The following is a 22,170-nucleotide window of genomic DNA, read 5'->3' on the forward strand; positions in this document are numbered from 1 at the left end:
TCCGATGGGCAAAGATCGCACCAAGCGGTCAAGAAGCGGTGCACTTGGGCGTTGCGAGCTACTCGTGGGCGCACGGTGACAGCCAGTCGACGCCCCACATCTGTCTCTTATGAGGCAACAAGCATTTCTGGAGCCCCCGAGTGAGCAAGCGCACCTTCCAGCCGAACAACCGCCGCCGCGCGAAGACCCACGGCTTCCGTCTGCGCATGCGGACCCGCGCCGGTCGCGCCATCCTGGCCTCCCGCCGTGGCAAGGGTCGCTCCAGCCTGTCGGCCTGAGCAGCCAGACCCTAGGTCCATGACGTGCTGCCTACCGAGAATCGGCTGAGGCGGCGCGAGGACTTCGCGACCGCGGTACGCCGGGGACGCAGGGCCGGGCGCCCGCTCCTTGTCGTTCATCTACGTAGCGGTGCAACGGACCCGCACGCAGCGGGGGAACACGTTTCCCCCGCGCGTGCGGGTTTCGTCGTCAGCAAGGCCGTTGGGGGCGCCGTCGTCCGCAACAAGGTCAAGCGCCGACTCCGTCATCTGCTGCGTGATCGGCTGCCCGCGCTGCCCGCCGGTAGCCTGGTTGTCGTACGGGCACTGCCCGGTGCGGGTGAGTCGGACCACGATCAGCTGGCCCGCGACCTGGACGCCGCCCTGAAGCGGCTGCTGGGCGAGGTGCCGCGCGGCTGCCATCCCACGGGGGGCAACCCTCGGATCCCCGACAGGGGACCGGGAGGGAGCGCACAGTGAAGTACCCGCTGCTGCTGTTGATCAAGCTGTATCAGTGGACCATCAGCCCCTTGCTGGGCCCGGTCTGCAAGTACTACCCGTCGTGTTCGCACTATGGCTACACCGCCATTGACCGGCATGGCGCGGTGAAAGGGACTGCGCTGACCGCCTGGCGCATTCTGCGTTGCAACCCGTGGTCGCTCGGTGGCGTCGACCACGTCCCTCCCCGGAAGCGTCCGGTGTGGCATCAGCGGCTGAGGAGCCGCCTGGGCGGGCCCACCGCCCCTGAGCCCGTCGTCGCCCAGCCCGAGACTCAGCCCAATGCCCAAGGAGCCTGATTCGTGGACACGATCCTGAATCCCCTCTATTACGCCGTTTCCTGGATCATCGTCCAGTTCCACTCGTTCTACAGCCTCATTTTCGACAAGAACAGTGGCGCGGCGTGGGGTCTGTCCATCGTCTCGCTGGTGGTACTGATCCGTATCTGCCTGATCCCGCTCTTCGTGAAGCAGATCAAGGCGACGCGGAACATGCAGGCGCTGCAGCCGAAGATGAAGGCGATCCAGGAGCGCTACAAGAGCGACAAGCAGCGCCAGTCCGAAGAGATGATGAAGCTCTACAAGGAGTCGGGCACCAACCCGCTCTCGAGCTGTCTCCCGATTCTGGCCCAGTCGCCGTTCTTCATCTCGCTGTACCAGGTTCTGAACCACATCGCGCAGAACAAGGTCGTCGGCGTCATCGACCAGTCGCTGCTGGAGAGCGCGCAGAAGGCGCACATCTTCGGTGCTCCGCTGTCCGTGAAGTTCATGGACTCCGCGTCGAAGGTCGAGGCGCTCGGCGCCACGCTGACCAACGTCCACGTCGTCACCATCATCATGATCGTCCTGATGTCGGCGTCGCAGTTCTACACGCAGCGCCAGCTGATGACCAAGAACGTCGACCTGACGGTGAAGACGCCGTTCATGCAGCAGCAGAAGATGCTGATGTACGTCTTCCCGATCATGTTCGCCGTCTTCGGTATCAACTTCCCCGTCGGTGTCCTCGTCTACTGGCTGACCACCAACGTGTGGACCATGTGCCAGCAGATGTTCGTCATCCGCCGGAACCCGACCCCCGGCAGCAAGGCGTTCGAGGAGCGCCAGGAGCGGCTGCGGGCCAAGGGAAAGATCGTCGAGGACCCGGCCGAGGTCGAGGCGAAGAAGGCTGCCGAAGAGGCGCGGCAGAACCGCCAGCAGCCCAAGCGACAGCCGAAGTCCAAGCGCCAGGCGCCCACCGGTACCGCGGCCCCGGGTCCCGCCGGCGGCCGGACCCGGGCCAGCTCGCAGTCCGGTGAGACCGATGCGCAGGGCGACGAGAAGAAGCAGTCGCTGGAGAAGAAGACCCCGCAGGGCAGCAAGTCCACCGAGAGCGGCAAGGGGAAGGGCGATGCTGCCGAGGGCAGCTCCTCCGGATCCCGTTCCACCAAGTCCGGACAGCGCAAGGGCCAGCAGCGCCCCAAGCACCCGTCCAAGAAGTAAGAGGAGTCCTTTCGTGACGGACACGACCCCTGCCGCCGAGGGCACCGACACCCTGACCCGCCTGGAGCAGGAAGGCGAGATCGCGGCCGACTACCTCGAGGGTCTGCTGGACATCGCGGACCTCGACGGCGACATCGACATGGACGTCGAGGCCGACCGCGCCGCCGTTTCGATCATCAGCGACTCGACCAGCCGCGATCTGCAGAAGCTGGTGGGCCGCGACGGTGAGGTGCTGGAGGCTCTGCAGGAGCTGACCCGCCTCGCCGTGCACCGGGAGACCGGTGACCGCAGCCGTCTGATGCTCGACATCGCCGGGTTCCGGGCGCGGAAGCGCGAGGAGCTGGCCGAGCTGGGCGCGAAGGCGGCGGAAGAGGCGAAGGACACCGGTCAGCCGGTGAAGCTGGACCCGATGACGCCGTTCGAGCGCAAGGTCGTCCACGACGCGGTGGCGGCGGCCGGGCTGCGCAGCGAGTCCGAGGGCGAGGAGCCGCAGCGGCGCGTGGTCGTCCTTCCGGCCTGACCCTCTCCACCCCCGTGCCGTTGGCCCCGTCTGCATGCCAGGCGGGGCCAAATCTTGTCAGCCTTCTGTGTTATCCCGGGGAAAATCCCGGTTCCGGCAGCACCAGCAGTTCAGAGGAAGGGCGGTTCCCGTGACGGAGGCAGCAGCGGAGCTCCCTCCCGCGCCGAAAGAGGCGCGGGAGGTATTCGGTGAGCGCTTTGCGGAGGCCGTGCGGTACGGCGAACTGCTCGCCGACGTCGGTGTGACCCGGGGCCTGATCGGCCCCCGAGAGGTGCCGCGGCTGTGGGAGCGGCACCTGCTGAACTGTGCGGTGCTCTCCGAGGTCGTCCCCGAGGGTGTCTCGGTCTGCGACGTGGGCTCGGGCGCGGGCCTGCCCGGTATCCCGCTGGCCCTGGTCCGGCCGGACCTCAAGATCACACTGCTGGAGCCGCTGCTGCGGCGGACGAACTTCCTCCAGGAGGTCGTCGAGCTGCTGGGCCTGGACCATGTCACGGTCGTCCGCGGGCGGGCCGAGGAGGTCATGGGCAAGATGCCGCAGGTGCATGTGGTGACCGCCCGTGCGGTGGCGCCGCTCGACCGGCTGGCGGGTTGGGGTGTGCCGCTGCTGCGTCCGTACGGTCAGATGCTGGCGCTCAAGGGCGACACCGCGGAGGAGGAGCTGAAGAGTTCCCGGGCCGCGCTGAGCAAGCTGGGCGTGGTGGAGACCTCGGTGGTGCAGGTCGGCGAGGGCGTGGTGGATCCGCTGTCGACCGTGGTCCGGGTCGAGGTCGGGGAGAGCCCCGGCGGCGTGCGGTTCGCCGCGAAGCGCGCCAAGGCGGCCCGCCCCAGCCGCGCGTCGCGGGGGCGACGCCGCTGACCCGGCCTCGGCGGAACTGTCAACGCACCGGTGGGCGCGTCCTCGATCGACGAAGGGCGCGCCCACCGCGCGGTCCAGGCAAAAGAGGCAAGGCGGAGTGTCGCGTCCTATTCGGGCGCGTCGCTGGCATCGTGTTTCACGTGAAACGTCGTTCTCTGCTGCAAGGGATCATCGTGCGTGGTCGAGCCTCAGCCGAGCCGCGGGATCGTAAGCCCCCACGGGGCACCGAAGTATCCACAGACGTGGGTTCATCCACAGGAGAGCGGACCTCACTGGTTCGTGATACCGAAAGCATGGCAGGCTCAGAGCACTGTGAGCCTGATGTCGAGGAGAGTGAATCCTTGCGGTCCGACGCCAATATCGCGGGACCGATGACCGATCCGGTCCCCGGTCCCCGCAGCGAGTCGCTCGGGGAGGATGTTTCACGTGAAACACCGTCCCCGATGGACGACACCCCGATCGGTCGTGCAGCTCAGCTGGCGGTGCAGGCAGTCGGCCGCTCGGGCGAGGCGCTGCCTCGGCCGGAGCAGACACGCGTCATGGTGGTCGCCAACCAGAAGGGCGGTGTGGGGAAGACCACCACGACCGTGAACCTGGCGGCGTCGCTGGCGCTGCACGGAGCGCGCGTCCTGGTCATCGACCTCGACCCGCAGGGCAACGCCTCCACCGCGCTCGGGATCGACCACCACGCCGAAGTGCCGTCCATCTACGACGTACTGGTGGACAGCAAGCCACTGTCGGACGTGGTGCAGCCGGTGCCCGATGTCGAGGGCCTGTTCTGCGCACCGGCGACCATCGATCTGGCCGGTGCCGAGATCGAGCTGGTCTCCCTCGTGGCGCGGGAGAGTCGCCTGGACCGTGCGATCCAGGCGTACGAACAGCCGCTGGACTACGTCCTCATCGACTGTCCGCCCTCGCTCGGCCTGCTCACCGTGAACGCGCTGGTGGCCGGTGTCGAGGTGCTGATCCCGATCCAGTGTGAGTACTACGCGCTGGAGGGCTTGGGGCAACTGCTGCGCAACGTTGAGTTGGTGCGCGGGCATCTCAACCCCAAGCTCCATGTCTCGACGATCCTGCTCACCATGTACGACGGCCGTACGCGGCTCGCCTCCCAGGTCGCCGAGGAGGTGCGCAGCCACTTCGGGAAAGAGGTGCTGCGCACGAGCATCCCGCGATCGGTGCGTATCTCCGAAGCGCCCAGCTACGGCCAGACGGTGCTCACCTACGCCCCGGGATCCAGCGGCTCGCTCTCGTATCTGGAAGCGGCCAGAGAGATTGCCCTGCGCGGCGCGGGTGGTACCGCGGCACAGGAACTGAGTGTGAACTATGAACCGCAGCACGGAACGCCGGAGGGGACGCAGTGAGCGAACGACGTAGGGGACTGGGCCGTGGGCTCGGTGCACTGATTCCCGCGGCGCCGCAGAGCGCCGAGCAGGGGGGTACGGCGGTGGGTCGCGGCGCGACGTCACCGTCGGCCGTTCCGGTGCTGGCACCGGAACGGGGAGTGGCGGCGGCCAAGGTGGCATCGCTGCCGGCTGCCCATGTTTCACGTGAAACAACCGAGCCTCCCGCGGCGGGCCCGGAGGTGGCGGGCGCGCACTTCGCCGAGCTGGAGCTGGATGCGATCACGCCGAACCCGCGGCAGCCGCGTGAGGTGTTCGACGAGGACGCGCTGGCGGAGCTGGTCACCTCCATCCGCGAAGTGGGCCTGCTGCAGCCGGTCGTGGTGCGGCAGGCGTCGCCCGTCCGGTACGAGCTCATCATGGGTGAGCGCCGGTGGCGGGCGTGCCGCGAGGCGGGGCTGACGAAGATCCCGGCCATCGTCCGGGCCACGGACGATGAGAAGCTGCTGCTCGACGCGCTCCTGGAGAACCTGCACCGGGCACAGCTCAACCCGCTGGAAGAGGCCGCGGCCTACGACCAGTTGCTGAAGGACTTCGCCTGCACGCATGACCAGTTGGCGGACCGGATCGGGCGCTCCCGCCCGCAGGTCACCAACACGCTGAGGCTCCTCAAGCTCTCCCCGTCCGTGCAGCGCCGGGTCGCGGCCGGTGTGCTCTCCGCGGGACACGCCCGTGCGCTGCTCTCGGTCGACGATGCCGAGGTGCAGGACGAGCTTGCCCGGCGGATCGTCGCGGAGGGGCTGTCGGTCCGCGCGACCGAGGAGATCGTGGCGCTCCAGGGATCGGAACCGGCCGCCAAGGCGAAGGCGAAGGGGCCCCGGGCGGGCACCCGGGTCTCCCCCGCGCTCACCGGTCTCGCGTCCCGGCTCTCGGACCGTTTCGAGACCCGGGTGAAGGTCGACCTCGGCCAGAAGAAGGGAAAGATCGTCGTGGAGTTCGCCTCCATGGACGATCTGGAGCGCATCCTGGGGACCCTCGCCCCGGGCGAAGGCCCCGTGCTCGGTGCCTCTCAGGAGAACAGCACTGAGAAGTGAGCTGACCGCCGGGGAAAGGGCGGGCCGTGTCCCGGATCCCTTCCGGGACACGGCCCGCCCTTTGCTTTCTCGCGGTACTTCCGCCCCTGAAGGGTGGATACGATGCGAGCGGAGTGGCTCACACACCCCTGTGCCCTGACACCGGGGAGCGAGCCATGCGACCGGTGAGCCGCACGGAACCGCTCGCCGTCGGATCCGGCTCGGGTGCCGGAGGAGGCACCGCGGTTCGCCGGGTGCGACGGTGCGGAGGGCGGCCGCGTGCGGCGGGCGAGAGAAGTGAGGATCTGGCGCCATGGGCCGTCGGCTCGTACCGCTCACCCTGGACAACCTTCCGGATATCCCCAAGCCCTGTCGCTCCTGTGTGTTCTGGGAGCTGGACCCCGTCAGCGGGGATGCCGCGGTGGCGGCGGGCCGCGCCGGTCCGGAGAAGGAAGCTTGGCTCTCCGCCGTCCTGCTGGACTGGGGGTCCTGCGGGCGAGTGGTCTATGTGGACGACGTACCGGCCGGCTTCGTGCTCTACGCGCCGCCCGCGTATGTGCCGCGTGCGGCGGCGTTCCCCACGAGCCCGGTGTCCGCTGATGCGGTGCAGCTGCTGACGGCCCGGTTGGTGCCCGGCTTTCAACGGCAGGGGCTGGGCCGGGTGATGGTGCAGACCGTGGCGAAGGATTTGATCCGGCGGGGCTTCAAGGCCATCGAGGCTTTCGGCGATGCCCAGTGGTCCGAGCCCGCCTGTGTACTGCCCGCGGATCACCTTCTGGCCGTCGGCTTCAAGACCGTACGGCCTCACTCCCGGTACCCGCGGCTGCGGCTGGAGCTGAGGTCGACGTTGTCGTGGAAGGAAGACGTGGAGCTGGCGCTCGACCGGCTGCTGGGGGCGGTGCAGAAGGAGCCCGCGCTACGGCCCCTGTGAGCGATGGCATGAGAAACGGGCCCGCCCCGCAGGGGACAGGCCCGTTTCCCGTGAAACATTGTGGCGTTTCGCTCAGGCGAGGAAGTCCGCCAGCTCGCGCTCGATGCCGGCCTTCGGCTTGGCACCGACGATGGTCTTCACGACCTCGCCGCCCTGGTAGACGTTCATGGTCGGGATCGACATGACGCCGTACTTGGCGGTGGTGGCCGGGTTCTCGTCGGTGTTGAGCTTGGCGATGACGATCTCGTCGTGCTCGGCGGCGATGGCCTCCAGGGACGGGGCAACCTGACGGCACGGGCCGCACCAGGTGGCCCAGAAGTCGACGAGAACGGGTTTGTCGCTCTTGAGGACGACCTCTTCGAAGTTGGCGTCCGTAACGGTAACCGTGGCGCCGGCCATGGCAGTCTCCTTAGTGAAGGGTGGTGGAAAGCTGGGGAACCGCGGGCTCAGACGGCCGCGGTCTTCTCGGGCTCGGGTGTGGCGTCGCCGTCGGAGAGCGCCGCGAGGAAACGCTCGGCGTCGAGCGCGGCGGAGCAGCCGGTGCCGGCGGCGGTGATCGCCTGGCGGTAGGTGTGGTCCACCACGTCACCGGCGGCGAAGACGCCCTGCAGGTTGGTGCGGGTGCTGGGCGCGTCGACCTTCAGGTAGCCCTCGTCGTCGAGCTTCAGCTGGTCCGTGAACAGCTCGGTGCGGGGGTCGTGGCCGATCGCGATGAACAGGCCGGTGACCGGAAGTTCGGAGGTCTCGTCGGTCTTGAGGTTGCGCAGCGTCAGGCCGGAGAGCTTGTTGTCGCCCTGGATCTCGGCGACCTCGCTGTCCCACACGAACTTGATCTTCGGGTCGGCGAAGGCGCGCTCCTGCATCGCCTTGCTCGCCCGCAGGGTGTCGCGGCGGTGCACGATCGTCACGGACTTGGCGAACCGGGAGAGGAAGGTGGCCTCCTCCATCGCGGTGTCGCCGCCGCCGATCACGGCGATGTCCTGGTCCTTGAAGAAGAAGCCGTCGCAGGTGGCGCACCACGAGACGCCGCGGCCGGAGAGCTCGTCCTCACGGGGCAGACCGAGCTTGCGGTGCTGCGAGCCGGTCGTGACGATGACGGCCTTCGCGCGGTGCACGGTACCGGCGGTGTCGGTGACGGTCTTGATCTCCCCGGAGAGATCAACGGCGACGATGTCGTCCGGCACCAGCTCGGCGCCGAAACGCTCGGCCTGGGCCCGCATGTTGTCCATGAGGTCGGGGCCCATGATGCCGTCACGGAAACCGGGGAAGTTCTCCACGTCGGTGGTGTTCATCAGCGCACCGCCGGCGGTGACAGCACCTTCGAACACCAACGGCTTCAGGGAAGCACGGGCGGTGTAGAGCGCTGCGGTGTACCCCGCGGGCCCGGAGCCGATGATGATCACGTTGCGGACGTCGCTCACGGGTGTCTTCCTTGTCTCTGCCGACTGCTTGCTGGGGCTCTGGGAACTCTCACCCCACCCAACGGATCCTACGGGTCGAGCATTCCCGGCGTGCCGCAGCGCACAGTGGCCGGTCAGTCCCGGGGGTAGGAGCGGCTCAGCAGAACGTCCCCGGGCGCCGGTGGTGTGGCGGAGATGCAGGAGGCGTCGACCACGTACGCGGTGACGCGCTTCGGGTCGGCGGGCATCGAGAGGATGACGAGGTAGACGTTCTTGCCCTGATAGGTGTCCTGCCGGGCGGCGAGCGGGGCCTCGGGGCGGCCGATGCCCCTGCTGACGCAGGACGGGACGGTGTTGTCCCCGCCGCGCATCGGGGTCTCCGCTTCGCTGCGGGTGCCGATCTCGGGGGAGTTCTGCGAGCCCTTGGTGGCGAGGAGCTTGTGGACCTGTGTGGCGAGCGTCGCGGCGGACAGCTCTCCGGGCGTGTCCGTGCTTTTTTCCGTCGCCGTGGTGTGCCGGTCCGTCCCGCCGTCGTGGCCGGTCTCGGTCGAGGAGTTCTGTACGACGATTCCGCCCACACCGATCAGGGCAGCGGCCGCGGCCGTGCCCAGCAGCACGCGGGGCCAGCGACGGGACCCTGGCGAGCGACCGCCCGGTGCACGCCGCCCGGGGCCGGTGGTGCCGCGGGGGCGCCCGGCGGGCCGGTCGACACCCCCGGACGGGGGCGTGGCCTCGGTTTCACGTGAAACGGTGCTGGGCTTGTCAGGGGTTTCGCGGGGAGCAGGCGCGGATCCGGCGGCGAACTCGGGGGAATCCGCGGTGGGTTCGTCAGGTGTTTCACGTGAAACCGAGGGATCCGGCGTGGCGTTCAGCAGCGCCTCGGCCGCGAGAACGGCGTCGATGCGTCCGGCGATCTCGGCGGGCATGGACACCGGGCCGGGGAGTGTACCGAGCAGGCCCCGGATCTCCTCCAGTGAGGCGAAGACGTCCGCGCAGAGTGTGCACGACTCCAGGTGAGCGCGGAGTGCGGCGGTACGGGCCGGGGAGAGAAGCCCCTCCGTGAGGTCGGAGATCTCTGAGACCTCCGGGTGCTCATCCGTGCCGGTTGTCGACGTCACGCTCGCCCACCTCCGCCCTTCACGGCACCTGTGTCGTTCGGTCCTGGTGTCGGTGGGACGGATCCCCCCGGCTCCTGGTTCCTTGCCGCCCCCGCCGTTCCGTCCCCGTCCTCGGCTCTGAGATGCCGGACCAGAGGCAGCAGGCGGGCCCGGCCGCGGGCGCAGCGGCTCTTCACCGTGCCCGTCGGCACGTCGAGGACGGCTGCGGCTTCCGCGACGGGATAGCCCTGCATGTCGACGAGGACGAGCGCGGCGCGCTGTTCCTCCGGCAGGGTACGCAGCGCGCCGAGCAGTTCGCGGTGGAGGTCCTGCCGCTCCGCCGGTACCGCGGCCGACTCCTGCGGCTCCAGGAGCTGGTCGAGCTGGTCGGTCTCGGCGACGGGGGAGGTCCGCCGGGAGGCCGCCTTGCGGGCCCGGTCCAGGCAGGCGTTGACCGTGATGCGGTGCAGCCAGGTGGTGACGGCTGACTGGCCGCGGAAGGTGTGGGCGGCCCGATAGGCGGAGACCAGTGCGTCCTGCACGGCATCGGCGGCCTCCTCGCGGTCGCCGAGGGTGCGGATCGCGACGGCCCAGAGCCGGTCGCGGTGGCGTCGGACGATTTCCCCGAAGGCATCGGGATCACCTTTGACGTGCAGCGCGAGAAGCTCGGCGTCACTCGACGTGGCTGCTTCGTCATCTTCGGCGCGCACGGCCCTCCCACAGGTGCTCTTTCCCCCGCCCCATTGAAGCCCGCCGCATGGCGAAAGTAAATGAAATGGCGGGTGCACAGCCTCACAAGAAAGCCACTGACCAGCGCAAACGATCCCGTGCCGCCGCGGCCTGCGATAAAGAGGGGAGAAATGCGGTATTCGTGCACGGGGAAAACCGGGCTTGTTCCGGAATGCGGGGGAAAACCCGGCGGTACCGGTCGATCCGTCCGGTGGGTGGGAAAAACAGGGGCCCGGCCGACGGATCGGCCGGGCCCCTGCGCTGTCTCGGGGAGTTTCCCGCTCATCCGGTGAAGGAGATCTCCCGGATGGCCTGCTTGTAGCCCGCGTTGCTGTAGTCGTCGCCCGGTGCATAGGGCATCGCCGTCATCCAGACCAGGACGTAGCGCGCCTTCGCCGGGGAGCTGAGGTTGACCTTCGCGACGGTCTCCGAGGTATCCGCACCGCCGAGGCGCTTCATCGAACCTAGCGGAGCGGAGGGCGACAGGGACGACGCCGCATAGAGCGTGACCTTGGTGTGCGGACCCGCGTAGTGCAGGTCTATCGACGCGCCGCCGACCGGCTGCTCCGAGCCGAGGTCGTAGACGATGCCGACGCCCTGCTTGAAGTGCGGGTTCATGTCGGGACCGTCGCGGTAGCTCATGCTCCGCCAGTAGGTGCTGGAGTCCTTGTCGTAGGTGTAGCGCACCTGATCGGGATGTTGCGGGCGCCCGTCCGGGTAGTACTCGGCCGCGTCCTCGATCTTGATCGGCTTGCCGTTCGGCTTGGTGTCGTGGTGCGAGTTGGCCTGCGGAGTCCCGCTGCCGGAGGTGTCGTTCTCCCGCTTGAGCAGGGTGTCCGCCAGCTGCCAGCTGCCGAGACCCAGCGCAGCGATCAGCAGCGCGGAGACACACCACTTCAGCGCTTTGCCGGTGCGGCTCTGCAACGGGGGCGGCGGCGTCGGCACGGGCTGCGTGGCGCGGTTCATCGGGTGGCTGCGCGCCGCCTGGCCGTAACTGCCCTGCTGGTACTGGGTCCGCTGGTACGGGGGCGGAGTGGTGAACGCCGTCTCCGGGGGCCGGATGCGGGGCATCGCCGCCACCGCCTTCGCCAGCTCGTCCGGAGTGGTGCACGGCTGCTCCTGGCGGGAGGCGGTGGCACCGTCGTTGACCAGCGCGCGCATGGCCAGCTCGGACAGACCACGGTGGACGCCGGCCCGCACCTGGTCGGGAGCGATCAGCCCGACGCCCTTGGGCAGCCCGGTCATGCCGTAGGCGTCGTTCTCGTACGGCCAGCGCTGGGTCAGCGCGGCGTAGAGCAGCGCGCCGATCGCCTCCGTGTCCGTACGCTGTGGTTCGTCGCAGGTGAGACCGCGCAGCGCCGCCATGATGGCGAGGCCACGGATGCGGTACTGCCCGGACTCCGTGCGGAGCACCGATCCGGGGTTGATCCGCAGATGCGACAGGCCCTCGCGGTGGGCGGCGGCCATCGCCTGGGAGACCTGGCTGACGAGCTGGTAGGCGTCGTGCGGTTCCAGGGGCCCGGCGGCCAGCACGGTGGCCAGATCGGTGGCGTCCGGCAGCCACTCGTGGACGACGTAGACGAGATCGTTCTCCTCGACGGCATCGAGGATCTGCACGAAGCGCGGGTCACCGAGGAGCGCCGCGGAACGGGCCGCCGACAGCACCGGGCGGGCCCGCGGGTGGTCGGCGGGCAGGATGTGCACCCCGACGGCGCGGCGCAGCTTCTCGTCGACCGCGCGCCAGCTGCTGAACCCCTCCAGCCGGGTGACGCACTCCTCCAAGCGGTAGCGCTTGGCGAGCTTGTGGCCGCTGTGCAGCTCGGAGGGTTGTGCGTCGGCCACCGTGGTCGCGTCATCGGTGCCGACGGCTGCCTCCTCCGCGCCGGACGCCTTGTCGGGCTTCGTGCCGTCGTCCGTGGCCTTCTCCGCCTTGGCGGTCAGCGGTTCGTCACCGCTTGTGTCGGCCACGTCGACGGCAGCCGTGCTCCGTTCCGCCACCGTCGTTCCTGCCTCCCCATCCGTTGCAGGCTCAATGAGCCACGACAATTGTGCCCACAGTCCGCCACTATGCACGACACGCGGTGGCGGTCGATGGTTGTGCCTCAGCGCCCCAGCTTGGCGCGGACCATGCCGACCAGCGCCGTCATCTCTTCGATGCGCATCTTCCGCGCGGCCACGTAGAAGACCCCCAGAAGGGCGACCGCACCCACGATCAGTGCGGCCAGCGACCCGAGGAGCCCACTGCCGAGCCCCTGCATGATGCCGTACACCGCCGCACCGGCGATGACGGTCGCGGGAATGCTCGCGCCCGCGAGACGGGCGTACGTGCGCACGATACGGGAGCTGTCCAGGTCACCGTTCATCCGCTTGCTCAGCCGCCGCCAGGCGACCACGACGCCGATCATGTACGCGATGCCGTACGCGGCCGCCATGCCGATCACCGCCCAGCGCGCGGGCAGGATCAGGAAGCAGGCGGCCGAGGCGGCAGCGTTGACCGCCGCGACGATCACGGTGTTGTAGAAGGGCGTCCGGGTGTCCTCGTAGGCGTAGAAGGCCCGCAGGATCACGTACTGCACCGAGAACGGGATGAGGCCGATGCCGAAGGCCATCAGCATGTAGCCCATCGGGACGCCCGCGCCGGACGAGCCGTAGACCAGCGTGCACAGCGGGATGCCGAGGGCCAGGAAGCCGAACGAGATCGGGACGATGGCGACGGCCGAGGTCCGTAGGCCCTGGGACATGTCGTCCCGGACCGCGCCGGTGTCGCCGTCGGCCGCCGACCGGGCCAGCCGCGGCAGCAGCGCCGCCATCACGGAGACGGTGATGATCGCCTGCGGCATGTTCCAGATCAGCTGGGCGCTGGCGTACGAGATGAAGCCGGTGCCGGGGTGTCCCTGGTGGTCCGCGGTGTTTCCGGCCCAGGTGGAGAGCTGGGTGACGACGAGGACGCCCGCCTGATTGGCGAGGACGAACAGGACGGTCCACTTCGCGAGCTTGGCGGCCTTGCCCAGCCCGTGCCCGCGCCAGTCGAACCGCAGCCGGAACGTGAAGTCGGCGTCCCGCAGGTACGGGATCATCGCCAGCGACTGCACCACGAGACCGAGCAGGGTGCCGATGCCCAGCAGGCGGATGCCTTCGTCGGGGATGGTGGTGACGCCGATGCCGGAGGTCTTGGCGGTGCCGTACACCCAGATGAACAGCCCGAACGTGGCGATCATGACGATGTTGTTGAGGACCGGGGTCCACATCATCGCGCCGAAGCGGCCGCGGGCGTTGAGGATCTGCCCCATCACGACGTGCAGCCCCATGAAGAAGATCGTGGGCACGCAGTAGCGCGTGAACGCGACGGCGACCTCGTTGGCCGCCGGATCGCGTGAGATGTCGAACGAGACGAGTTTCACGAGCAACGGCGCCGCGAAGACCGCCAGGACCGTGAGCACGCCCAGAATGACGACGACCAGCGTCAGCAGGCGGTTGGCGTACGCCTCGCCGCCGTCGTCGTCCTCCTTCATCGCGCGCACCAGCTGCGGGACGAAGACAGAGTTCAGACCGCCGCCGATGGTCAGGATGAAGATCATCGTCGGCAGCTGGTATGCCACCTGCCAGGAGTCACCCAGCACCGCGCCGCCCAGCGCGGCGACGATCAGCGCGGAGCGGACGAAGCCGGTGAGGCGGGAGACCATCGTGCCGGCGGCCATCACGGCGCTGGACTTGAGCAGACCGGAGGCGCGGCCCCCGGAGGGCTTCCCGGCGGCCGCGACCGGCTCCGGCTCGGGCGCCGGAGGCTCCGGAGCCGCCTCGGGGACCGCCGCCGGACCGGGCTCCGCCGCCATCGGACGACGGGGCTCATACGACTGCTGGTCGCGGAAGAGGTGCGCGAACGCGTCGGACTCCGGCTGCTGATCCGCCGTCTGCCCGACCGCGTCGCCCACACCGGCGAACTGCACCGTCGCGGCCGCATCGGCGTACGGCGCCCCGGCGGGCCCGGTCGGCGCGGGCGCGCCCCAGCCCTGCTGCTCGGGGGCGTACGGGGCCGTGGGCTGCGGCGGGAACGGTTCGGCGGGCGCGCCCGATGGCGGCTGCGCCGCGCCGCCCGGGTATGCCGGGGCGGCTGCGGGTCCATGGCCCTGGTGCGCCTCGTAGCGGTGGCCGCCCTGCACGTAGGGGGTCCGGCCGTACGCGTCCGGGCCGTACGGCTCCTGTGCGTAGGCGTCGTGGGCGCCCGGCGCCTGCGGCGTCGGTGGGACCGGCCCCGCGGGGTCGCCCTCGGCGCCCCGGCCGCGGTCACCGTCAAACGGCGCGTTCATCGCTGCCCCACCTCATCGTCGCCGGCCATCCGGCCCCGCCACATATCAACGGTCCACTTTCTCACCTGAGCCGGACGGACCGGAGTTTCCCGAACCGGTGTCCGGCGTGGGGTCACTCGGCTGCCCGGCGTCCTCGTCGGTCGCGTCCATGCCGTTCCGGCCGTCCGGACCGGCCGGGTCACCGGGCTCGGCGGCGCCGTCCGGACCGGCCTCGCCCTGCGGGCCCTCGCCGGTCTTCCGGACGGCCGCCCGCTTGCGCTGGAGGTAGATCCGCACACCGGCCAGGACGAGCAGCAGCACGCCGCCCGCGATGACGAGCATGACCGTCGCGGTGATCTCCGTGACGTTCACGACGAACGTCATCGGCTGACCGTACGGCTTTCCGTCCGCGGTGTAGAGCTGGGCGTTCACCCGGACAGGGCCGTTGGCGTTCGCCGTGGTGTCGAACTTGAAGGACTGGCTGTGCCCGCCGTCCACCTTGATGCGCTGCGGCTCGCCCGCGCTCAGCCGGTTCGGCTGCGAGGACGTCAGCTTCAGCGTCATCCCCTCGACGCCCTGCAGGAGGTTGTTCTGCACCGTCACCGGGATCGTCGCGCTGCGCCCGGAGAGCGTGGCGTTCGACTTCTGGATCAGGTGGACCTTGCGCGTCAGCTCGTCGAGGTAGTCCCGCACCGAGCCGCGGAACGCGGCCGCTCCGGCCCGGTTGCCGCGCCACTGCGTCGACATCCCCCGCATGATCGCGTTCCCGAACGGCGTGACCACGCGCTCGGGGCGGTCCAGATTCACCCGGAAGTCGTCCAGCGCCGCCTGGGTCTCCTGGATCTGGCGGAACGCCTCGGTGGGCATCTCCTGACGGCGCAGCGACGACGGGTACGCGGCGCGGCTCGGGACGCTCCGTGCCGCCGCCTCGTCGGGCTCGGCCTTGGCGGCGTCGCTGAGGTCCAGTGGCTGCGTCCAGTCGGTGGTCTCCAGCGTCCGCAGCGCCCCGGCCATGGCCTGTGCCTGGCTGGTGGACGGCATCCGCTGCGGTGCGACGACGATGCTCCGCTGCCGGCCGGGGTCCTGCAGGCCGATCAGCCGGGTCTGGGCGAGGAACGACTGGACCGCTTCGGTGGCCCGGCCGCTCTGTGTGAGGTCGCCCTCGAAGGCGGTGGACAGCCCCTCGTCCGCGACGATGGCGGTGTTGCCGCCGCCGATCGGCCGGGCGGCGGTGGGCGTGTAGGTCAGCTGGTCGGACTCCCGCAGGCTGTCGCTGCGGGTGATGACGTTGTGGGCACCGGCGGAGGTGGCGACGTCCACGATCGAGGAGTCGATCGCACCGTCGACGGGCCAGGCGAAGTCCGTGCGCGGCTTCACACCCAGCGTCGTGTCGACGGTCGTGGACGCCAGCTCCGTGGCCGGGCCGAGGTGCCCGAGCGCGCTGGGCACGTTCTTGCCCTGGTGGGCGAGGGAGGCGAGGTCCGGGTCGGCGAACGGGAGCGCGACGACTTCGTGGGTCTTCACCGCCTCCGTGAGGTCGTTCAGCCACTGCTTGGCGACGGCCTGGTTCTTGCCCGCGGGGCCGTCGGGGCCGTGCACCCGGTACGGCTTGGTCATCGCGTCGACCGTCGCGAGGAGGTCCGGGTCGATGACGAACGTCACCGGGAGGTCCTTGCCCAGCGCGACCATCTGCTGCAGCCGGCCACCGGGCTTGATCTCCGAGGCGAGGTCGTCGTCGCGGAAGACCGGCGTCTGCTGAGCATCGGCGTCCGTCTGAGCGGTGAGGTGGGTGGAGGAGATCAGCGGCCACATGTAGGTGAGCTGGGTCTTCTTCCCAGCATCGCCTTCCTGCCAGGGCAGGAAGGTCCGCTCGATGCCGAGCACCTGCTCGTACTGCCCCTGCGTCCGGCCCGAGAGAGAGACGCCGAGCTGGTACACCCCGCCGTCACCGAGGTCGAGGTCCTTGACCGGGACGCGGAGCGAGAAGGAACGGCTGACGCCGGGCCGAAGCGCGTCGACGTCTGCGGTGTGGCCCTTGACCTCCGGGCCGTCCTCCGCCGGGGAGAACCCGGTGCGCCGGGCGGCGGTGTCGAGCGCGCTGCGCCCGCTGACCGCCGGGCCGCGCCGGACGCCGACGTGGGCGTCGGTGACCGTGGACCGGCTCTCGTTGGTCACGGTGCCGGAGACGGTGACGGTGTCGCCCTTGCCGGGGGCCGTCGGGGTCAGCGAGTCGATGCTGACGTCGACGGAGCGCGGCCCGGTGGGGGCGGCGTGCGCCGCCGGGGCCTGCGGGAGCTGCAGCAGGCCCATGAGCAGGGGCACCCCGGTGAGCAGCGCGGCGCCGCGTCGTAGCCGGCGCCCGCGCGGCCGTTCAGTCCACCGGAACCTTGCCGCATCGGCCACGCGCTCGCCCGTCCCTCGTCGTCGTCAGTGGTCGTCGGAATGTGCGTCCACGCATGGTAACGAGGTGCGCAGTGGCGTCGTGCCATGGTGTGCGCCACAAGATCACGGGCCGGACCGGTCACGGCGGCGCCCTCGACGGCGGGACGCCGGGCGTGGCACGGGCACGTACCCTTTTCAGTTGTGCCGAACGCCAACAATGACATCCCCGCCCCGCAGCCCGAGCGGTCTGCGCAGTCGACGAACGCGCTGAGCCAGGTGCAGCGCCGTGCCGTGAGCGAGCTGCTGCGGGTCTCCCCCGTGGCGGACGACCTGGCCCGCCGATTCCAGGAGGCCGGGTTCACGCTTGCCCTGGTCGGCGGCTCGGTGCGGGATGCGCTCCTGGGCCGGCTCGGCAACGACCTGGACTTCACCACGGACGCGCGCCCCGAGGACGTTCTGAAGATCGTCCGTCCGTGGGCCGACGCGGTGTGGGAGGTCGGCATCGCGTTCGGCACCGTTGGCTGCAAGAAGAGCTCCTTCGACATCGAGGTGACGACGTACCGCTCCGAGGCGTACGACCGCACCTCGCGCAAGCCCGAGGTCTCCTACGGCGACTCCATCGAGGAAGATCTCGTCCGCCGCGACTTCACGGTGAACGCGATGGCCGTCTTCCTCCCGCAGAAGGAGTTCATCGACCCGCACGGCGGTCTGGAGGACCTGGCCGCCCGTGTGCTGCGGACGCCCGGTACGCCGCAGGACTCGTTCTCGGACGACCCGCTGCGGATGATGCGTGCGGCCCGTTTCGCGGCTCAGCTGGACTTCGAGGTCGCCCCCGAGGTCGTGGCGGCGATGAAGGCGATGGCGGGACGGATCGAGATCGTGTCCGCGGAGCGCGTCCGGGACGAGCTGAACAAGCTGATCCTGGCGCCCAACCCGCGCAAGGGGCTCAGGCTGCTGGTCGATTCGGGGATCGCCGACCGAGTGCTGCCCGAGCTGCCCGCACTCCGGCTGGAGCGTGACGAGCATCACCGCCACAAGGATGTCTACGAGCACACGCTCACGGTCCTGGAGCAGGCGATCGACCTCGAAGAGGACGGGCCGGACCTGGTGCTGCGGCTGGCGGCGCTGCTGCACGACATCGGGAAGCCGAAGACCCGTCGGTTCGAGGGCGACGGCCGGGTCTCGTTCCACCACCATGAGGTGGTCGGCGCCAAGATGACCAAGACGCGCATGATCGCGTTGAAGTACTCCAACGACCTGGTGAAGGACGTCGCGCGGCTGGTGGAGTTGCATCTGCGCTTCCACGGCTACGGCACCGGCGAGTGGACGGACTCGGCGGTCCGCCGCTACGTCCGTGATGCGGGCCCGCAGCTGACCCGGCTGCACAAGCTCACCCGCTCGGACTGCACGACGCGTAACAAGCGCAAGGCGAGCGCCCTGTCGCGCGCGTACGACGGTCTGGAGGAGCGCATCGCGCGCCTGCAGGAGCAGGAGGAGCTGGACGCGATCCGTCCCGACCTGGACGGCAACGAGATCATGCAGATCCTGGACATCGCCCCGGGCCCGGCCGTCGGCAAGGCGTACAAGCAGATGCTGGAAATCCGGCTGGAGAACGGCCCGATGGAGCGCGAGGACGCGATCGCCGCGCTCAAGGAGTGGTGGGCAGCCCAGCAGGGCTGATGTCGTGGTGTTTCACGTGAAACCGGGTGGACGACCGCGCGGTTTCACGTGAAACCGAGTGGGGCGGGTGCGTGGTGTTTCACGTGAAACACGACGTGGAGTGCGCGCTGGTTTCCCGTGAAACGCTGTGCCCGACGGGCCGTTTCAGGTGAAACATGGCGCCCCGCCCTCAGTGATGTTTCCCGTGAAACATTCTCCGGTGCGTTCGCCGAGGTGCGGACCGGTACTGCCCTCCGGCCGCCGGGCGCGACTCACATGGACGGGCGGAGCTTCAGGAATCCGGAGCGGGTCACCGCGACGACGGTCGCCGCGTAGAGGCAGGCGATCACGATCACGAGCGGGACCGAGCGTCCGTCCGGCGGCAGCATGAGCGCGGCGACCGCAGCGGCGCCGACGAACGCGACGTTGAACAGCACGTCGTAGACGGCGAACACCCGGCCGCGATAGGCGTCGTCGACCGTGGCCTGCACCACCGTGTCCGTCGCGATCTTCGTGCCCTGGGTGCTCAATCCGAGGACGAAGGCGGCGACCAGCATCGGCCGTAGGGTGAACGGCAGGCCCAGCGCCGGGACCAGGACGGCTCCGAGGGCGGCGCAGCAGGCGATCCACCCGAAGAGCGTGAACCGGGAGATCGCCCAAGGCGTGACGAGCGCCGCGGCGAAGAAGCCCGCGCCCGATACGGCGACCGTCATCCCCAGCAGGGCTAAGCCGTCGGCTGCCGTTGTGGACCAGGCGTAGCGGCAGAGCATCAGCACCATGACGGTCAGCGCGCCGTAACAGAAGCGGACGGCGGTCATCGCCGCCAGGGCGCGCGCCGGGGCTCGCCGCCGGGCGAGGTGACGCAGCCCGTCCACGAGGCCATGCGCCGTTTCTAACAGGACGGCCTTCAGGTCGACTTGAAGTTGCGCGGCGTCCGGCCCAAGCAGATCCGGCGTCATACGCAGTGCGGTGAGGGCCGCCGTCAGATACAGGGCCGCGCTGATGAGGACGACAAGGGCGTCCGCGTCCGGGCCGAGGAGCCGGACCACGAAGGCCAGCCCGCCACCGGCCGTCGCGGCAAGCGTCCCGGCCGTGGGCGTGAGGGAGTTGGCGACGACCAACTTCCGTGCGTCATCGACGACTCGGGGCAGCGCGGCGGAGAGACCCGCCAGGACGAAGCGGTTCACCGCGGTGACCGACAGCGCTGCGACATAGAACAGCCAGAGGGGCACCGACGGCAGGATCACCAGCGTCGCAGAGAGCGTGGTGAGCGCCGCACGCAGCAGATTTCCGTGGAGCAGCACCTGACGCCGCCGCCAGCGGTCCAGCAGTACGCCGGTGAACGGCCCCAGCAGCGAATAGGGCAACAGCAGGACGGCCATCGCACCGGCGATGGCGGCGGGCGTGGCCTGCTTCTCCGGAGAGAAGACGACGAACGTTGCGAGCGCCACCTGGAAGACGCCGTCGGCAGCCTGCGAGAGCAACCGTGCGGCGAGCAGGGACCGGAAGTCGCGCAGGCGGAGCAGGGCGGCGAGGTCGCGCACAGCAGACATGAGGCACAGCCTCACACAGCCCGCGGGCCCCCGGGAGAGATACCCGGAGGCCCGCGGAAGGTGGTGATGAGGGGAGCGTCAGTGCTCGACCTCGCCCCTGATGAACTTCTCGACGTTCTCGCGTGCCTCGTCGTCGAAGTACTGCACGGGCGGCGACTTCATGAAGTACGAGGACGCGGAGAGGATCGGGCCGCCGATGCCGCGGTCCTTGGCGATCTTCGCGGCGCGCAGCGCGTCGATGATGACCCCCGCGGAGTTGGGGGAGTCCCAGACCTCCAGCTTGTACTCAAGGTTCAGCGGGACATCGCCGAACGCACGGCCTTCGAGGCGGACGTACGCCCACTTGCGGTCGTCCAGCCAGGCCACGAAGTCCGAGGGACCGATGTGGACGTTGTCCTCGCCCAGGTCACGGTCCCTGATTTGCGAGGTGACGGCCTGCGTCTTGGAGATCTTCTTGGACTCCAGCCGCTCCCGCTCCAGCATGTTCTTGAAGTCCATGTTGCCGCCGACGTTCAGCTGCATCGTGCGGTCCAGGATGACGCCCCGGTCCTCGAAGAGCTTGGCCATCACGCGGTGCGTGATGGTGGCGCCGACCTGCGACTTGATGTCGTCACCGACGATCGGGACACCGGCCTCGGTGAACTTGTCCGCCCACTCCTTGGTACCGGCGATGAAGACCGGAAGGGCATTGACGAACGCGACCTTGGCGTCGATGGCGCACTGCGCGTAGTACTTCGCCGCCTCCTCGGAACCGACAGGGAGGTAGCAGACCAGCACGTCGACCTGCTTGTCCTTGAGGACCTGGACGATGTCGACCGGAGCCTGCTCCGACTCCTCGATCGTCATGCGGTAGTACTTGCCCAGGCCGTCGAGGGTGTGGCCGCGCTGGACCGTCACACCGGCGTTCGGCACATCGCAGATCTTGATGGTGTTGTTCTCGCTGGCGTCGATCGCGTCCGAGAGGTCCAGGCCGACCTTCTTGGCGTCGACGTCGAAGGCGGCCACGAACTCGACGTCACGGACGTGGTAGTCGCCGAACTGCACGTGCATGAGGCCGGGCACACGGCTTTCCGGATCGGCGTCCTTGTAGAACTCGACGCCCTGTACCAGCGAGGCGGCGCAGTTGCCCACGCCGACGATGGCTACGCGAACCGAACCCATTCCGGTTGCTCCCTGTGTTCTCGCTGAGGTCCTGCCGGACAGGACCTCATGTGGTGGTGTCATCGGACGGATCCGGCCGGGAACCACCCCGGTGCCGGGGCAGGCCGTCCGTATCTCCTGACTGATCCTGCTTGTCCCGCTCAGCGGTCCCGGGCGGATGCCGATCGCGCCCGGTGCGCTCGCTCTCGATGAGTCCGTTCAGCCAGCGGACCTCGCGCTCCACGGATTCCATGCCGTGGCGCTGGAGTTCGAGGGTGTAGTCGTCCAGCCGCTCACGGCTGCGGGCCAGGGAGGTACGCATTCTTTCGAGACGTTCCTCCAACCGGCTGCGACGCCCTTCCAGCACGCGCATCCGCACGTCCCGCGACGTCTGGCCGAAGAACGCGAAGCGGACGCCGAAGTGCTCGTCCTCCCACGCGTCCGGCCCGGAGTGCGAGAGCAGCTCCTCGAAGTGCTCCTTCCCCGCCGCGGTCAAGCGGTAGACGATCTTCGCCCGGCGTCCGGTCAGAGCCGTGGCGGGCGCGCCCTCGGGCGGGCCGCCCGGCTCCTCCATGAGCCAGCCGTTCGCGACCAGCGCCTTGAGGCAGGGATAGAGGGTCCCGTAGCTGAACGCGCGGAAAACCCCGAGCGAGGTGTTGAGCCGCTTGCGCAACTCGTAGCCGTGCATCGGGGACTCGCGCAGCAGGCCGAGAACGGCGAATTCGAGGACACCGGAGCGCCTGCTCATCCTCCGCCTCCTCGACCTCGCGCACTCTTTATGCCGTGCTGATGTATCGACTCGATACATCCAGACGATAGAACGCCACGTGGGGCGGGACAAGCAAGGGTGCGGTGAACGGCGTCACATCACCGATTCATAGCGTCCAACCTGCCTGATTTGGAGTGAATTTCAACGGTGGGCAGGTTTTGGCCGTGCGTAGTCTGTGCGGCATGCAGACTGCCGGGAA

At 69.3% G+C, this 22,170-nt stretch carries 19 protein-coding genes and 1 pseudogene; 10 read left to right on the plus strand and 10 right to left on the minus strand.

Going from position 1 to position 22,170, the window contains the following annotated elements; translation table 11 throughout:
- Positions 1-140 precede the first annotated feature (140 nt).
- The 9 genes and pseudogenes from rpmH (at position 141) to OG422_RS15425 (ending at position 6,956) form a co-directional block, all read left to right on the plus strand.
- Entirely contained in the window at positions 141-278 is a 138-nt protein-coding gene (gene rpmH, locus OG422_RS15385) for a 50S ribosomal protein L34 (RefSeq protein ID WP_143940007.1), read from the plus strand.
- Positions 279-302: 24 nt separating this feature from the next.
- Positions 303-659, plus strand: a pseudogene (gene rnpA / locus OG422_RS15390) (ribonuclease P protein component); the annotation flags it as partial.
- 74 nt (positions 660-733) lie between these two features.
- Positions 734-1,054 carry a membrane protein insertion efficiency factor YidD gene (gene yidD, locus OG422_RS15395; protein ID WP_143940005.1) on the plus strand — a complete coding sequence of 107 codons (321 nt, stop codon included), beginning with the start codon at positions 734-736 and terminating at the stop codon, positions 1,052-1,054.
- Between the two features lie 3 nt (positions 1,055-1,057).
- On the plus strand, positions 1,058-2,233 hold the full coding sequence (gene yidC, locus OG422_RS15400; protein WP_143940004.1) for a membrane protein insertase YidC: 1,176 nt from the start codon (positions 1,058-1,060) through the stop codon (positions 2,231-2,233).
- 13 nt (positions 2,234-2,246) lie between these two features.
- Positions 2,247-2,753, plus strand: coding sequence for a R3H domain-containing nucleic acid-binding protein (locus tag OG422_RS15405; protein WP_143940003.1), 507 nt, complete (start codon positions 2,247-2,249; stop codon positions 2,751-2,753).
- Positions 2,754-2,883: 130 nt separating this feature from the next.
- Positions 2,884-3,609 (plus strand): 16S rRNA (guanine(527)-N(7))-methyltransferase RsmG, encoded by a 726-nt coding sequence (gene rsmG / locus OG422_RS15410; RefSeq protein WP_143940002.1) that lies wholly within the window; start codon positions 2,884-2,886, stop codon positions 3,607-3,609.
- Between the two features lie 293 nt (positions 3,610-3,902).
- Positions 3,903-4,973, plus strand: coding sequence for an AAA family ATPase (locus tag OG422_RS15415; protein WP_405743369.1), 1,071 nt, complete (start codon positions 3,903-3,905; stop codon positions 4,971-4,973).
- Complete coding sequence (locus OG422_RS15420) at positions 4,970-6,046, plus strand: ParB/RepB/Spo0J family partition protein (protein ID WP_405743370.1); 1,077 nt, start codon at positions 4,970-4,972, stop codon at positions 6,044-6,046. Before OG422_RS15415 ends, OG422_RS15420 begins: the two co-directional genes overlap by 4 nt.
- 292 nt (positions 6,047-6,338) lie before the next feature.
- Entirely contained in the window at positions 6,339-6,956 is a 618-nt protein-coding gene (locus OG422_RS15425) for a GNAT family N-acetyltransferase (RefSeq protein WP_405743371.1), read from the plus strand.
- A 72-nt stretch (positions 6,957-7,028) separates the two neighbouring features.
- On the opposite strand, the gene trxA is transcribed toward OG422_RS15425, so the two are convergent.
- The 7 genes from trxA to OG422_RS15460 form a co-directional block, all read right to left on the minus strand.
- Positions 7,029-7,355, minus strand: a complete 327-nt coding sequence (gene trxA / locus OG422_RS15430) for a thioredoxin (protein ID WP_143939999.1) — start codon at positions 7,353-7,355, stop codon at positions 7,029-7,031.
- A gap of 47 nt (positions 7,356-7,402) precedes the next feature.
- Positions 7,403-8,377, minus strand: a complete 975-nt coding sequence (gene trxB / locus OG422_RS15435) for a thioredoxin-disulfide reductase (RefSeq protein WP_143939998.1) — start codon at positions 8,375-8,377, stop codon at positions 7,403-7,405.
- A 113-nt stretch (positions 8,378-8,490) separates the two neighbouring features.
- Positions 8,491-9,474, minus strand: a complete 984-nt coding sequence (locus OG422_RS15440) for an anti-sigma factor family protein (RefSeq protein ID WP_405743372.1) — start codon at positions 9,472-9,474, stop codon at positions 8,491-8,493.
- Positions 9,471-10,163 carry an RNA polymerase sigma factor SigM gene (gene sigM / locus OG422_RS15445; RefSeq protein WP_405743373.1) on the minus strand — a complete coding sequence of 231 codons (693 nt, stop codon included), beginning with the start codon at positions 10,161-10,163 and terminating at the stop codon, positions 9,471-9,473. The genes OG422_RS15440 and sigM overlap by 4 nt, the downstream gene beginning before the upstream one ends.
- Before the next feature lie 301 nt (positions 10,164-10,464).
- The gene (locus tag OG422_RS15450; protein ID WP_143939995.1) at positions 10,465-12,180 is read right to left on the minus strand and encodes a protein kinase family protein; all 1,716 of its coding nucleotides are present in this window, start codon (positions 12,178-12,180) and stop codon (positions 10,465-10,467) included.
- A 104-nt stretch (positions 12,181-12,284) separates the two neighbouring features.
- Positions 12,285-14,489: a murein biosynthesis integral membrane protein MurJ gene (gene murJ / locus OG422_RS15455; RefSeq protein WP_405743374.1), complete on the minus strand. Its 2,205-nt coding sequence runs from the start codon at positions 14,487-14,489 to the stop codon at positions 12,285-12,287.
- A gap of 45 nt (positions 14,490-14,534) precedes the next feature.
- Complete coding sequence (locus OG422_RS15460; protein WP_405743375.1) at positions 14,535-16,871, minus strand: DUF6049 family protein; 2,337 nt, start codon at positions 16,869-16,871, stop codon at positions 14,535-14,537.
- A 180-nt stretch (positions 16,872-17,051) separates the two neighbouring features.
- Here OG422_RS15460 and OG422_RS15465 point away from each other — a divergent pair, with 180 nt between their 5' ends.
- Positions 17,052-18,530: a CCA tRNA nucleotidyltransferase gene (locus OG422_RS15465; protein ID WP_405743376.1), complete on the plus strand. Its 1,479-nt coding sequence runs from the start codon at positions 17,052-17,054 to the stop codon at positions 18,528-18,530.
- Positions 18,531-18,781: 251 nt separating this feature from the next.
- On the opposite strand, the gene OG422_RS15470 is transcribed toward OG422_RS15465, so the two are convergent.
- The 3 genes from OG422_RS15470 to OG422_RS15480 form a co-directional block, all read right to left on the minus strand.
- Positions 18,782-20,062, minus strand: coding sequence for an MFS transporter (locus OG422_RS15470; RefSeq protein WP_405743377.1), 1,281 nt, complete (start codon positions 20,060-20,062; stop codon positions 18,782-18,784).
- A 78-nt stretch (positions 20,063-20,140) separates the two neighbouring features.
- Positions 20,141-21,223 (minus strand): inositol-3-phosphate synthase, encoded by a 1,083-nt coding sequence (locus tag OG422_RS15475; RefSeq protein WP_143939990.1) that lies wholly within the window; start codon positions 21,221-21,223, stop codon positions 20,141-20,143.
- Positions 21,224-21,269: 46 nt separating this feature from the next.
- Positions 21,270-21,950 (minus strand): helix-turn-helix transcriptional regulator, encoded by a 681-nt coding sequence (locus OG422_RS15480; RefSeq protein ID WP_405743378.1) that lies wholly within the window; start codon positions 21,948-21,950, stop codon positions 21,270-21,272.
- Between the last annotated feature and the right edge of the window lie 220 nt (positions 21,951-22,170).

Origin of the sequence: Streptomyces sp. NBC_01525 (assembly GCF_045040405.1) — a bacterium.
Lineage (GTDB): Bacteria > Actinomycetota > Actinomycetes > Streptomycetales > Streptomycetaceae > Streptomyces > Streptomyces benahoarensis.